Annotated in this window: 13 protein-coding genes; 9 read left to right on the top strand and 4 right to left on the bottom strand. The window is 68.9% G+C overall.

Annotated features, from left to right (window positions below; all coding sequences use genetic code 11):
• The first annotated feature begins 91 nt into the window (after positions 1 to 91).
• The 7 genes from rplS to dprA all read left to right on the top strand — a co-directional run bounded on the left by rplS (position 92) and on the right by dprA (position 5,416).
• The gene (rplS, locus tag IPJ61_RS10900; RefSeq protein WP_297106923.1) at positions 92 to 439 is read left to right on the top strand and encodes a 50S ribosomal protein L19; all 348 of its coding nucleotides are present in this window, start codon (positions 92 to 94) and stop codon (positions 437 to 439) included.
• A gap of 147 nt (positions 440 to 586) precedes the next feature.
• Positions 587 to 1,357, top strand: a complete 771-nt coding sequence (lepB, locus tag IPJ61_RS10895; RefSeq protein ID WP_297106921.1) for a signal peptidase I — start codon at positions 587 to 589, stop codon at positions 1,355 to 1,357.
• On the top strand, positions 1,357 to 1,989 hold the full coding sequence (locus tag IPJ61_RS10890) for a ribonuclease HII (RefSeq protein WP_297106919.1): 633 nt from the start codon (positions 1,357 to 1,359) through the stop codon (positions 1,987 to 1,989). The genes lepB and IPJ61_RS10890 overlap by 1 nt, the downstream gene beginning before the upstream one ends.
• Positions 1,986 to 2,309, top strand: coding sequence for a DUF2469 domain-containing protein (locus IPJ61_RS10885; RefSeq protein WP_297106917.1), 324 nt, complete (start codon positions 1,986 to 1,988; stop codon positions 2,307 to 2,309). Before IPJ61_RS10890 ends, IPJ61_RS10885 begins: the two co-directional genes overlap by 4 nt.
• Before the next feature lie 67 nt (positions 2,310 to 2,376).
• Positions 2,377 to 2,745 (top strand): YraN family protein, encoded by a 369-nt coding sequence (locus tag IPJ61_RS10880; RefSeq protein WP_297106914.1) that lies wholly within the window; start codon positions 2,377 to 2,379, stop codon positions 2,743 to 2,745.
• A complete protein-coding gene (locus tag IPJ61_RS10875; protein WP_459251299.1) occupies positions 2,742 to 4,277 on the top strand; it encodes a YifB family Mg chelatase-like AAA ATPase in 1,536 nt (511 codons plus the stop codon). The genes IPJ61_RS10880 and IPJ61_RS10875 overlap by 4 nt, the downstream gene beginning before the upstream one ends.
• Positions 4,274 to 5,416, top strand: coding sequence for a DNA-processing protein DprA (gene dprA, locus IPJ61_RS10870; protein WP_297106907.1), 1,143 nt, complete (start codon positions 4,274 to 4,276; stop codon positions 5,414 to 5,416). Before IPJ61_RS10875 ends, dprA begins: the two co-directional genes overlap by 4 nt.
• On the opposite strand, the gene IPJ61_RS10865 is transcribed toward dprA, so the two are convergent.
• Together IPJ61_RS10865 and IPJ61_RS10860 are read right to left on the bottom strand one after the other, a co-directional pair.
• Positions 5,397 to 8,774: a hypothetical protein gene (locus tag IPJ61_RS10865; protein ID WP_297106905.1), complete on the bottom strand. Its 3,378-nt coding sequence runs from the start codon at positions 8,772 to 8,774 to the stop codon at positions 5,397 to 5,399. The two genes, dprA and IPJ61_RS10865, sit on opposite strands and share 20 nt — an antisense overlap.
• A gap of 103 nt (positions 8,775 to 8,877) precedes the next feature.
• Entirely contained in the window at positions 8,878 to 9,261 is a 384-nt protein-coding gene (locus IPJ61_RS10860) for a hypothetical protein (protein WP_297106903.1), read from the bottom strand.
• Between the two features lie 134 nt (positions 9,262 to 9,395).
• On the opposite strand from IPJ61_RS10860, the gene IPJ61_RS10855 reads away from it, so the two are divergent.
• Together IPJ61_RS10855 and IPJ61_RS10850 are read left to right on the top strand one after the other, a co-directional pair.
• On the top strand, positions 9,396 to 9,794 hold the full coding sequence (locus tag IPJ61_RS10855) for a hypothetical protein (protein ID WP_297106900.1): 399 nt from the start codon (positions 9,396 to 9,398) through the stop codon (positions 9,792 to 9,794).
• Between the two features lie 40 nt (positions 9,795 to 9,834).
• The gene (locus IPJ61_RS10850) at positions 9,835 to 10,263 is read left to right on the top strand and encodes a dCMP deaminase family protein (RefSeq protein WP_297106897.1); all 429 of its coding nucleotides are present in this window, start codon (positions 9,835 to 9,837) and stop codon (positions 10,261 to 10,263) included.
• Positions 10,264 to 10,309: 46 nt separating this feature from the next.
• Here IPJ61_RS10850 and IPJ61_RS10845 read toward each other — a convergent pair whose 3' ends face one another.
• Together IPJ61_RS10845 and IPJ61_RS10840 are read right to left on the bottom strand one after the other, a co-directional pair.
• Entirely contained in the window at positions 10,310 to 11,317 is a 1,008-nt protein-coding gene (locus IPJ61_RS10845) for a LacI family DNA-binding transcriptional regulator (protein ID WP_297106891.1), read from the bottom strand.
• A 145-nt stretch (positions 11,318 to 11,462) separates the two neighbouring features.
• On the bottom strand, positions 11,463 to 12,836 hold the full coding sequence (locus IPJ61_RS10840) for a NosD domain-containing protein (RefSeq protein WP_297106888.1): 1,374 nt from the start codon (positions 12,834 to 12,836) through the stop codon (positions 11,463 to 11,465).
• Positions 12,837 to 12,844 lie beyond the last annotated feature (8 nt).

Raw genomic sequence — 12,844 nt, 5'->3', positions numbered from 1 at the left:
GCAGCTCCTGCCACGGGGGGATCGTCTGTACTGGCTTGGGAGAGACGAACACCGCGGTGACCTGTGGCACTGACGGAAAGGGTGAACATCCATGACCCATCAGTTGATCAAAGACATCAACAAGGCAGCGCTGCGCGACGACATCCCGGACTTCCGCGCCGGCGATTCCGTCAAGGTGCACGTGCGCGTCATCGAGGGCACGCGCTCGCGTGTCCAGGTGTTCGCGGGCGTCGTCATCGCGCGCAACGCCAGTGACGTGCAGGAGGCCTTCACGGTCCGCAAGGTGAGCTTCGGCGTGGGCGTCGAGCGCACCTTCCCGCTGAACTCTCCGATCATCGAGAAGATCGAGGTCGAGCGTCGTGGCGACGTGCGTCGCGCCAAGCTGTACTACCTCCGTGGACTGCGCGGCAAGGCTGCGAAGATCAAGGAGAAGCGCTGAGCTTCGCACCTCTCCAGAGGTGCGGAACCGCCGGGATCGAGTCCTCTCGCCCGGCGGTTCGCCGTTTCCGGACCTGTCGGATCCGGGCGGTATGCTCGGGACGGCGAGTGAGCCTGAGCTATCGATGAAGGGCCTGATGTGGACCAAGTGACCGAGCCGTCCGAGCGCGCGGAATCGCAACCGACGCCGCCCAGCGCCGGTCGTCGTGTCCTCGGCTGGCTGACCGAGAGCCTCCTCGTCATCGTGGGTGCGGTGGTCATCGCGACGCTGATCCGCACGTTCGTCGGGCAGATGTTCATCATTCCTTCCGGCTCCATGGAGCACACGCTCGAGGTGAACGACCGGGTGCTCGTCGCCAAGTTCGGCGGCTTCCAGCGGGGCGATGTCGTCGTCTTCGAGGATCCTGGCAACTGGCTGGACCCCAGCCCGCCAGAGGACAACCCCGTCAAGCAGGCGCTGGAGTTCGTCGGCGTCCTGCCCAACTCGGGAACCGAGCACCTGATCAAGCGCGTGATCGGCATGCCGGGAGATCACGTGCGCACCACGGAGGACTTCGAGATCGAAGTCAACGGCGAGGTCCTCGACGAGACGCCGTACCTGTTCTCCGAAGACGGCATGCAGGTCGCCGCGGCAACGGTGCCGTTCGACATCGTTGTTCCCAAGGACCGCATCTTTGTGATGGGCGACCACCGCAACGCCTCGCGGGACTCGCGCTGCAAGCTGGGCGACGTGTCGCAGAACCCGGGGATGAGCGCGTTTGTGCCCGTCAAGAACGTCGTAGGCGCCTCGGTCGCGATCGTCGCGCCGCTCAACCGGCTGGCCACGTTCCAGCTGCCGCCGACCTATGCTCACGTTCCGGCCGCCGAGGGCAAGGCGCCGGAGAAGCCGGTCCTCACCCACGTGGAGACTGGCTGCTGATGATCCGTCTGGGCCGGGGTGCCTACAGCTACGAGCGTGCCGTCGCCCGCGCGGGCCTCGGGCCCGTGGCGGGAGCCGACGAAGCGGGCCGCGGTGCCTGTGCCGGCCCGCTGGTGGCTGCGGCCGCGATCCTCGACCCCGCGCGCCCGATCGCCGGTCTCGACGACTCCAAGGCCCTCACCGCCGCCACGAGAGCACGCATGTACGACCAGATCCTCGCCACGGCGGTCGCCGTCGCGTGGGCGCTCATCGAGCCCGCCGAGTGCGATGCACTCGGCATGCATCAGGCGGACCTGCATGGGCTCCGTCGCGCCGTCGGGCGGCTCGACGTCGCGGCGAACTTCGTGATCACCGACGGGTTCCCCGTCGACGGGCTCGGGGTTCCGGGGGTCGCGATGTGGAAGGGCGACAAGGTGGCGGCGTGCGTCAGCGCGGCGTCGATCGTCGCGAAGGTCACGAGGGACAGGATCATGGTCGGCTACGACGCCGACTATCCCCAGTACGGGTTCGCCGTGCACAAGGGATATTGCACGAGCGCGCACCAGGCGGCGCTGGACGAGCACGGACCGTCGCCCATCCACAGGTGGTGCTTCGACAACGTCGTGCGAAGCGCTAGGCTAATCGGATCATGAGTGCCGAAGACCTGGAACAGTACGAGAGCAAGCTGGAGCTTGACCTCTACCGCGAGTACAAGGACGTCGTCGGCATCTTCACCTACGCGGTGGAGACCGAGCGCCGGTTCTATCTCTGCAACGCGGTTGACCTGAAGGTCCGCACCGAGGGTGGCGACGTCTATTACGAGGTATCGATGGGCGACGCCTGGGTGTGGGATATGTACCGGCCCGCGCGTTTTGTGAAGTCGGCGAAGGTGCTGACCTTCCGCGACGTCTCTATCGAGGAGATCGTGCACTCGGACCTTCAGGTCCCCGAGGGCGACCGCCCCGCCTCCTGAACCCGCCTGTGGATAAGCGGCAAACTGGCCGCGCGTTTGCCACTACGCCCTGTGAAGGGTGGTGGCCATGGAAACCAAGAAGATGGCGTTCGGCCGTCGCGGGGAGGACCGCGCGGTTGAGTACATAGAGAACCTGGGCTGGCAGGTGCTGGCGCGCAATTGGCGGTGTCGCGAGGGCGAGGCGGACATCGTCGCGTATGACCCGGAGGCAGACGCGGTCGTGGTCGTGGAGGTGAAGAGCCGGTCCGGCACGGGTTACGGCTCGCCGTTGGAGGCGATCACGTACGCGAAGGTGCGGACGCTGCGGCATCTCGCTGCCATCTTCGCCCGCCAGGCCGGCACCTCCGCGCGGAGGCTGCGGGTCGACGCCGTCGGCCTTCTGTGGCGGCCGGGAGCAGACCCCGAGCTTGTCCACGCGCGCGGGATCGAGGAATAGTGCGTGCGTCGGCATGGTCGGTGGCGTTGTCGGGCATCGACGGCGTCCCGGTCGAGGTGGAGGCCGCGAAGGGTGGCGGGCTCCCGCGCACACAGCTCGTGGGGCTGCCGGACAAGTCGCTGTCCGAGGCGAAGGACAGGGTCAAGGCGGCGGTGGTTGCCAGTGAGCTGCCGTGGCCGCCGCAGCTGGTGACGATCAACCTGTCGCCGGCGAGCCTGCCGAAGATGGGCTCGCACTATGACGTCGCGATCGCGGTGGCCATCATGGCGGCTGAGGGCGGCATCCGGCAGGGATTGCTGGGATCGACGGTGCTGCTGGGCGAGCTCAGTCTGGACGGCCGTGTGCGCAAGGTCCGCGGCGTGCTGCCTGCGATGCTCGCGGCGGCGCGGGCAGGCTTCGAACGTGCGATCGTCCCGGCCGGGCAGCAGGCCGAGGCCGCCCTTGTTCCGGGGCTGACGGTGTGGGGCGCAGGGCGGCTGGAGGAGGTGGCCGCGCTGCTGAACGGCAAGCGGGTCGACAATCCGGTGGAGGCGGCCGACGCGTCGTCGCCGTTGGTCGAGGCCGACGACGGCTACGCGCCGGACCTCGCGGACGTGATGGGTCACGAGGACGGCAAGTTCGCCCTGGAGGTGGCAGCTGCCGGGCGGCATCATCTGTTCCTGAGCGGCGCGCCGGGCGTGGGAAAGACCATGCTCGCGTCCCGGCTGCCGTCGATCCTGCCGGACCTGACGGTGGAGGAGGCGGTCGAGGTGTCGGCGGTGCACTCGCTGGCGGGTCGCGCGTTGGACGGCCTCGTTCAGCGGCCGCCCTTCGCGGATCCACATCATTCGGTCACGCCCGTGGCGCTGGTCGGCGGTGGCTCCGGCGAGATCCGTCCTGGCGCGATCTCGCTCGCGCATCGCGGGGTGCTCTTCTTGGATGAATGTCCAGACTTCGGGCCGAAGCTGGATGCCCTGCGCACACCGCTGGAGAACGGCTGGATCACGGTGAGCAGGGCGCGTGCCACCGCGCGGTTTCCCGCACGGTTCCAGTTGGTGCTGGCGTCCAATCCGTGTCCCTGCGGTTACCACGGGGTCGCCGGTGCGGAGTGCCGGTGCGATCCCATCCGGGTGCGCAAGTACCAGGAGCGGATCAGCGGCCCCATCCTGGACAGGGTGGACATCCGCCATCAGATGGCGGGCGTCAACCGAGTGCTCCTCGAGGTCGACGAGCCGCGTCCCGAGTCCAGTGCCGCGGTGCTGCAGCGCGTCTTGGAGGCGCGGGACCGGCAGGCGCGGCGGCTGCGCGACACACCGTGGACGACGAACGGGGAGGTGCCCGGGCCACACCTTCGCCAGCAGCTGCCGCTGCCCGAGGACCTCGGGATGCTGAACGGCGCCCTCCAGCGCGGGCAGATCAGCCTGCGCGGCGTCGACAAGGTACTGAAGGTGGCGTGGACGATCGCCGACATGACGGGCCTTGGCAGGCCGGGCGAGCGCGAGGTCAGGGCGGCGCTGCATCTGCGTCAGGGAGAGCTGAAGAGGGCGGCATGAGCGCGCAGGAACGAAGGACGCGGATGGGTCTCTGCGCCTTGGGCACCTGGGGCTCACCCCTGCTGGGCCACACCCTCGCCGAGTTCGGTGCGGAGGCGCTGTGGGCGGGGTTGCTGGCCGAGGGCGAGGAGACGGCCTTCGGGCGACGCGCCGCGACGGTCGACCTCGACGCTCTGGAGCGAGCGACCAAGGCCTGCGGCGCCCGCTTCCTCGTCCCCGGCGACGACGAATGGCCCGCGCGCCTCGGCTCGCTCGCCGAGGTCCAGGTCGGCGGAATGGGCGGCGAGCCTGCGGGGCTCTGGGTGCGGGGCGGGCCGGTTGAGGGCCTCGCGGGGGCGGTTGCGGTCGTCGGTGCTCGGGCCTGCACGAGCTACGGCGATCACGCCGCTGTCACGCTGGCGGCAGACCTCGCGGTGGAGGGCCGCTGCGTGGTCTCCGGGCTCGCCTACGGCATCGATGCGGCCGCGCACAGGGGCGCGTTGGGCGTCGACGGGCGCACCATCGCGGTGCTCGCAGGCGGCGTCGACGACCCGTACCCGGCTGCCAATCGTCGGCTCGCCGATGCCGTCGCTCGATCGGGCTGCCTGATCTCGGAGACCCCACCCGGCGTCAGGCCATCGAAGCACGCCTTCCTGGCGAGGAACCGGATGATCGCCGCTCTGGCTGAGGCGGTCGTCGTGGTGGAGGCGGCCGCACGATCCGGAGCCAAGAACACGGCGACCTGGGCCGGCGAGCTCGCCCGCCCCGTCCTGGCCGTCCCTGGGCCCATCACGTCGTCGCTCTCGGCCACGCCTCACCGGCTGATCCGGGAGGGCGAGGCCGTCCTCGTCACGTCGGCGGAGGAGATCGCCCAGGCGATCGCGCCTCTCGATCCGTCGCGGGAACCCGACGGCAGGGGCGACCGGCGCCCCCTCGACTCCCTGCAGCGACCGCTGTTGGAGGTCCGGGAGGCGCTCGCACCGCGCGAGTCCGTGACGCCGGCTGAGATCGCCCGCAGGACGGGGCAGTCCCTCCTCGACGCGCTGGCGCACGCGCACGCCCTCGTCGACGGCGGCTGGCTCGATCTCGGTGACGACGGGCTGTTCAGCCTGCCGCGACGTCGGAGACCGAAGGAGGTGGCTATGCCAAGCGCCAGTTGACCTGTCGGCCGAGCGTGCCGCTGAGCTCGTCGGCCGCTGCGTCAGACGAGTAGTGGGCGAGCGTGGCCTGCATCGAGACGATCCGCTCGGCGATGCCGAGTCGTTCGGCCGCGGGCGCGTTGGTCGGCTCGTCAAGGAACCGTTTCATCGAGCCCACCGTGCGTTCGGCGTGCAGGGCGATCGACGCCGCCTGGGCCGCGAGCCGGTCCCGGTACCAGTCGGACGCCAGCACCTGCTCGCGGTCGAACATGGCCCGGAACGCAGGGTCGCGCAGCGTCATGCCATCCGAAGAGCCGGTCGCCATGATCTCCAGCAGCGCCTTCACCGGCGGGACCGCCAGCGCGGCCGTGCCGTCGTCCAGGTAGGACTGGGCGACGCGCTGGTGAGTCGTCACGATGGTGCGCACCGACTCGGCGTAGGTCTCGGTGTCCTGCAGCTCGGGGCGCAGCATGTTCTCCGAGAACACCACGTGCGGGTGCATGAAGATGCGGCCGAAATACTTGGACTGGAACTTCGCGGTCATGCGGTAGCCGAGGCGGCTCGCCTCGATCACCTCGCCGTCCAGCTCGAAGTCCTCGACGCGTTCCAGCGCGCCCTCAGCGATCAGGTTCGCCGCAGAGCGCTCGGCGGGGCTCATCCGGGAGAAAACCTCGGGCACGAGCAGTGAGATGTCGTGGTCGACCCGGACGTTCGGCCCGATGACGCCTGCGGACGACAGCCAGCCGTCGTATCCAGTGAGGGCGAACGACAGGAAGGCGGCGTTGAGGTCGATGACAGAGGCGAGGGCGTTGAACGGACCCTTCGTCATCGCACCCTCGGAGCCGGCGCCTGTTGTCGACGGGGACTTGCCGGTCATCGAGGAGATGAACTCCATGAACAGCTCGGGCAGCTCCATGTAGTGCAGCGGCGCGTAGCAGCAGAGGGGCGGCACACCGGCCTCGGCGGCGTTGTTGCGGCGGCCGGCGGCAACGACGTCGACGGGGAGCCGCAGCGCGGCGTCCAGCGGCAGGCGGCGATGCAGCCGGGCGGCCATCTCAGCGACGGCGGTCTCCCGCGGGCGGGAGATGTCGGGCCGGACTTGGAGGTAGCGCGGATTCTTCGACGGCGCGCCGTTCACGATGCGCGGATGCGCGGAGCTGACGAAGTAGGGCGCGCCGCCCTCGCCATCGGCGACCGTGCGGATCAGCGTCTGCATCGGCCGTGTGAACTTCGAGAAGGCGACCGCGTCGTCGGCGATGGCTCGGGCGTCCTCGCGGGCCAGCGGGGCGAAGTTGCTGAGGAACGCGCCCGCGGCGATGTCGGCCTCTGCCTGCTTGTCGTAGCCGCGGTGGATCGCGTCGTCGGGGCGCTGGAACAGCAGCTGTTCGCAGTTGGCCACGTACTTACGCGACAGGCCGTCGACCCGTCCCGCGACCTCACCCGGCACCACCATGCTGGCGGTGATGTCGTCCTCGGTCTGCACCTTCGCCGCCGGGTGGAAGTCGTGGCGGAGCCCGAAGAGGCGCCACGAACCGTCGGGCGCGAAGCCGACCCGCAGCATGTTCACGACGATCTTCTCGCCGTCGAGCCGCAGCGCATGCCCCGCCCGGCCGTTGATCCGGCCGACGGTGAAGTGACTCGGCCAGTCGTCGCCCCATTCCGGGCGGTAGAACCGCTTGACGACGAACACGAGCTCCTTGATGTGGTGCGGGATGCTCGTCAGCCACTCGTTGTATTCAGCGGTGTACGACGAGCTGGGCGTCAGCAGCTTGATGACGGAACCCACGCTGCGCTCGTCGGAGAGAAGCGGCCGGGAGTCGCCCTGGGAAGGCTCCGCGAAGCGGGAGGAGAAGTCGAAGTTGACGATGTCGGCGACGAGATCGATGTCCTCGGCGAAGTCGTTGACGTAGGCGTTGCCGTTGACGAACGCGTCGGTGATCGACTTGGAGATCTCCGACTTGCCGCCGCCCGAGACGGTGGCGGGCTTGTGGCACGAGGTGGCGATGGGGGAGGTGCCGAGCAGCGTCCACTGTTCGCCGTCGGCGGCCAGGTGAATGAGCTCGACGAGATACCCGTCGGGGAGCACGTAGGTCTTGTCAGCGCGCAACGGGATCGACTGGGCCTCGCCATCACGTTCCCAGGAGATGGTGACGTCGCGGAGCGAGAACGTCGTCCGCTCGGGAACCAGGACGATATGCGGCTGTTCGAGGTCGATGGCGTGACCCTCGGCCTGCTGCTCGAAGCGATCGGGATTGTTGGCGATGACCTCGTCGATGCAGCACGTCGGGTCCGAGTACGTGCTCGTGAAGGTCTGGCCGAGGTTGTAGCGGGGGAACGCGATAGCGCCGCCGGAGTGTTCCTCCTCGACGCGGCCGAGGAGGTTGGCAGCGTAGCTGATCTGCGCCTTGACCTCCTTCTTGCAGTAGCCGAAGTAGTTGTCCGCGATGACGGTGACGATGACGCCCCGCTCGTCGCGGGCGCAAGCCTTGAACGCGGAGCCGCCGTTATAGCGCTCGTCCTCTTCCTTCCAGCACATTCCGTCGCGGCGCTGCCGCTCCGTCGCGTCGTCCCAGCGGGGGAGTCCCAGTTCCTTCTTCGTCAGCCGCGTCAGGTGCGGCGCGAGCACGACGAAGCCGGTGTGACCAGTCCACCGCGTCGGGTCGAGCGAGCTGTCGTTCTCGGGCAGGTACGGGTCGCCGCCGTTGCCGAAGATGCCCTCGACGAAGTCCAGGTTCGCCAAGAGCGTGGCCGGCGCGAAGAAGCGCGTCTCCATCCGCACCTCGCCGGTGTAGCCGGGAACCTCCGGGACGACGAGCGGCCGCAGCAGCAGCGATGCCCAACACGTGGGGCGGTCGTCCCGGTTGGAGGTGTAGGGGAGCACCATCGCCTCGGTGGGCGGGTTGAACGCGTGCTCCAGCAGGCGGCCGAACACGGCGCGCGGCACGGCGAGCTTGTCGTCCTGGATGGGGAGGCCGCCCTCAGCGATGTGAAAGACGCCCTTGGTGGTGCGGCGGTCGTTGGCGGGGTTGTGCAGGATCCCGTTGACCAGGCGGTAGCTGGTGAGCTGCGCGGAGGTGAAGGTGTCGCCGTCGTAGGGCAGGCTCATGGCGCGGGCGAGCCCGGGTTGGTCGAGCACGAGGGTCTGGCGCGGGATCTGCGGCGAGGTTCCCGTGCCTTCGAGGTAGGCGTCCAGGAACGACTGCACCCGGCCGTCGACGGCGGGGAGCCGGTGCTGCAGGCGTCGGTTCAGTTCGCGCTGCCGGGCGAGGATGGGGCGGACGAGGTCGACGGCCTTGCCTGCCGGTCCTTCCTCGGGCAGGGGGATGCCGAGAAGCCCCAGTCGGAGGTGAATTGCCGCAATGTCCGCGAGATTGGCCATGCCCCACTATTGCGTGTCGTAGACGACGCGTAAACGGGGCCCCGGGATAAGTACCCGCCGGGCTGTGCTTACTATGCCGCGCGATCGGAGCGCCCGGAGACGCCTATCGCGCGGCGGCGTGCACGGCCTCGATGGCGGCCCTGACCTCGTCGTTGAGGGCGGCGAGGTGTGCAAACGCCGCTGGCGGTGTGCCGCGGTAGAGGGGGCGGACGCCGACGAGGACCTCGAACAGGTCGTCGCGTTCGAACGTGCCGCGGCCGCTGAGGAGGCGCAGGTCGGCGCGGGAGCCGCGCAGGTCGCGGACGCGGCCGCTCCATCCCGGGTTCGTCATGGGGGCGCCGTCGGTGTCCATCGCGTCGGCCAGCGCGCCGAGAGCATCGGTGAGGCGAACGAGCTCGGCCTTGACGGCATCGCAGTCGAACGGCCCCGGCCCGGCCTCGGCGGCGGGAGCCCCGCCGCGCCCCAGGATCTTGTCCAGCAGCCCCATGTCGTCTCCTTCGTCGATGGTGGCTCACAGGCTACCGGGGCTGAAGCGTCCTAGTCGGTGTTTTTGACGCGTGCTCTCAAGGTCGTAGAGGGGTGACGCTTGGTGCAGCCACGCGCCTGTGGCACGGTGTCGGCGTGGACAGGGTGTATCGGCGTCGACGGGTGAATCCGTGGGACGTTGCCGCGCGACTTCGCAGCGGCGATCCGGACGGGATGGCCGTGGCGGTGCACTTCCTCGTGCAGCGCCCCCGATTCCACGGCTCGGGTTACCTCTTCGAGAAGGTTGCTGGGGCGGTCGCCGTCGGACCGGATGCCGGTGTGCTGGCCGACGACATCCGCGACGTGGTTCGCGAGTCCGCGCGGCGGGCCCTTGAGCGGGAGACGCGCTACGTTGCGCGCCTCGCGGCGCGATACTGGACGGACTCGCTCGCGGAGGATCTCGCCGCGATTCCGGGGCCTACGGCGACGTTCCTCGTCGTGCGGGCGCTGGAGGTCAGGTCGTCGTACCGGGCGATCGGCCTGGTCTCTGGGTAGCGGGCCGCGCGCGCTACCGTCGCCCAATAGGATCGCGGACATGACGAGACCAACGTTCGACGAACTCGGGCTGGCGACGGCGCGGCTGTGGGCGACGCGGAGCGCCGACCCGAAGGTGCAGGTCGGTGCATGCCTGCTCGACCGCTGGAACCGTGTGGTGGGCGTGGGCTACAACGGCCGTGCGGCGGGGGAGCCGAACGAACGCGAGAGCCTGGAGCAGGGCCACAGCGGGTTCATCCACGCTGAGGTCAACGCGTTGCTGGCAGCCAACTGGAACGGGGAGGGACACACGCTGTTCGTGACCCACGAGCCCTGTGCGACCTGCGCCCGCCTGATCATCAACTCGCGCCGCGTCATCCGTGTCGTCTACGAGATGAGCTACACGGAGACCGCGCGCCGCGACGCGGGCCTCCCCTCCGGAGCGGGCATCCTGCGCGACGCCGGCCTGGAGGTCGTATCCGCCCCGTAGCTGCCCTACTCGAAAAGGCCGGCAGTTGCCGCTCCGACGGCGAGGGTCAGGGCATGCGCGGCGGTGCCACCGACTCGCGCTCGACGATCGGGCACGACAGGACGGTGGGCGAGGCCGTCCACGACGCCTCCTCTTCCCTTCCGCGGATGAGGGCACCCAGTGTCGCAACCGCCCAAGCGCCCATCTCGTACTGGGGAAGGGCAACGGTCGTCAGCGTCGGGAATAGGCTGTCAGGAATCGGGGCTTGATCGTCGAAGCCGACCACCGACAGATCCGTGGGGACCGCGAGGCCGCGTTCACCAGCGGCTCGGTAGGCACCCATCGCCATCCGGTCGTTGTAACAGAACACGGCCGTGGGACGCTGCTCCAGGAGGTCGAGCGTCGCCCGATAGCCCCCGCGGGCGTCCGCCTCGGCCGTGACGACCAGGTCGTCGACCGACAGCCCCGCGGCGCGCACGGCGTCGAGATAGCCGAGGAGACGTCCACGCGTTGCGGGCACATCCTGGGTGCTCGCCGCGAACCCGATCCTCCGATGGCCGGCCTTGATCAGCATCTCCACCACCGACGCCGCCCCTGCCCGCTCGTCGGGCAACACGGCAGGGATCGTGCCCGCGGAGTCCCGCGCGCCGATCAGCACCGCGGGCCGGGACCGCAGGTTCTCCGGGACCACGACTTCGTCGTGATAGACCGTTGCGTAGATGATTCCGTCCGCCTGCCGGTCGAGGAAGGCCTGGACCTGGGCCGCGTTCACCTGGGGGTTGGGGTTCAGTTCGGAGTTGATGATGGCGAGCGTGAGGTTGAGCCGACTTGCCTCCTCCTGGGCGCCGAGGATGATGCGTCCTGCGTGCGGGGTGGCGGCGATCTCCTCGGTGACAAGGCCGATCAGGTCCGAGGCCTGGGTCCGTAACCCGCGCGCCAACCGATTCGGCCGGTAGCCCAACTCCTCCGCCGCAGCGCGGACACGAGCGGCCGTGTCCGCGCTGACGCGGGTGTGCGGTGTCTTGTTGAGGACGTGGGACACCGTGGTCTGGGAGACGCCGGCGCGCGCGGCCACGTCTCGGATTCCAGGTGTCTTGCCGGTGGCCCGATCCCCTCCCGTCATGCGGTGGCCGCCTCCTCTCACCGGACGAATCCCTGTGTCCCGGAAGGAGTGCGGCCCGAACCCGCACGACTTCCAACTACCCGGACCCTACCGGGAATCAGTTGACTGTGCCCTCCGGCCTCCTGGTAAGCGGCGTGCCTATCGACGGCGTCGCCCGGAAGGCGTTCACCGCGGTGTCGACGACCACCTGCTCGGCGCGGCCGGAGTCGAGGATGGTGTTGCCCGTCGCAGCAGGATCGACGAGGACGGTGGTCACGTCGAGACTTCGCGACGCCTCCGTCGTCAGCAACGCGCCGACTTGGGCCTCGAAGCACGAGTCGCTCGACGTCGCGGCCGCGTCGTTTCCGACCATGTGGTTGCTGGCGACGTAGTTGCCTCCGCCGTCGGTCAGCCGGATGATGACCGGCTCCGCGCCGGCCGGCTGGACACTCCGTGAGTCGAGCACCTCGGAGAAGTGGTTCCCGATCACGGAGTTCCCCCGCCCGCTGATGGTGAGGAGCCCATGCAGGTCATCGAGTCCGTTGTCGACACCGAGGAACGGTGTCCAAGGCTCGTGGTCGCGAAGGAAGTGGTTCGAGGCCACGAGGTTCTCGGAACTGTTCCCGGCAAGGACCGCCATGCCCGGATAGAACGAGTGAAGGCGGTTGTTCGTGATGCTTGAGCGCGTGACGCCGTGAAGGTGGATGCTGCTGGCACCACGCGGGAACACGTTGTTCGACGTGATCAGCAGCCCACCGTGGTTCTCCGCGTAGATCGAACGACCCCAGGGGCCCGCCCCGACGAGGTTGTCCGTGATCTTCGACGCCTGGCCCCAGCCCCGCAACTCGATGCAACTCCCGCACTCCGCGAGGAAGTTGTCATGAATGGACAGCGCATCCGCCTTGTAGATCGTCAGCGCGTTCTCGAGGTAGACGAACCCCATACCCGTGACCCGGAAGGAGTCGTTCGCATCCGCGACGTAGATGCCGGTCTTTCCGTTGACGTACGAGTTCTCCGGTTTGCCCCCGGGACCGTCTCCGGTGAAACGCAGCCCATCTATGCAGAAGTCGGCGAACTCGACGGCACTGATCCTCGGGCTTCCTGTTCGTGCGACGCGGAAGGCGGCACCCGCGGACTCGTCATGGGGATCCCCGCCGACGACGTCAACGAGCACCCTGCTCCCGCCCGGCCATAGCTCATGCAGGCCTGACCATTCCTCCTCGGGGACATTGAAGCGGATGCTGGACGACGTGAAGCCGTGCCCGGCGCCCTCGATCCGCAGGAAACTGACGTCGATCAGCACCTGGGTTCGCAGGCGGTAGTCGCCGGGCGGGATGTGAATCACCGCGCCCGGCTTTCCCCTGTCGTCGCGGCCGAAGCCTAGCTGGCGTGCCTTGACGTCCGCGATGATGCTGTTGATGACTTCTCCGAGGTCCTCGTGCGCATCGCCGTGGGGCCACCTGGTCACGTCGTAGGTGTTGCTGCCCGACATGGCCGCTC

The sequence above is a fragment of the Tessaracoccus sp. genome (genome assembly GCF_016714275.1).
In the GTDB taxonomy this organism is placed as follows: domain Bacteria; phylum Actinomycetota; class Actinomycetes; order Propionibacteriales; family Propionibacteriaceae; genus Arachnia.
The sequence above is the reverse complement of the archived record's forward strand: the minus strand, read 5'-3'. Positions and strand labels throughout refer to the sequence as shown.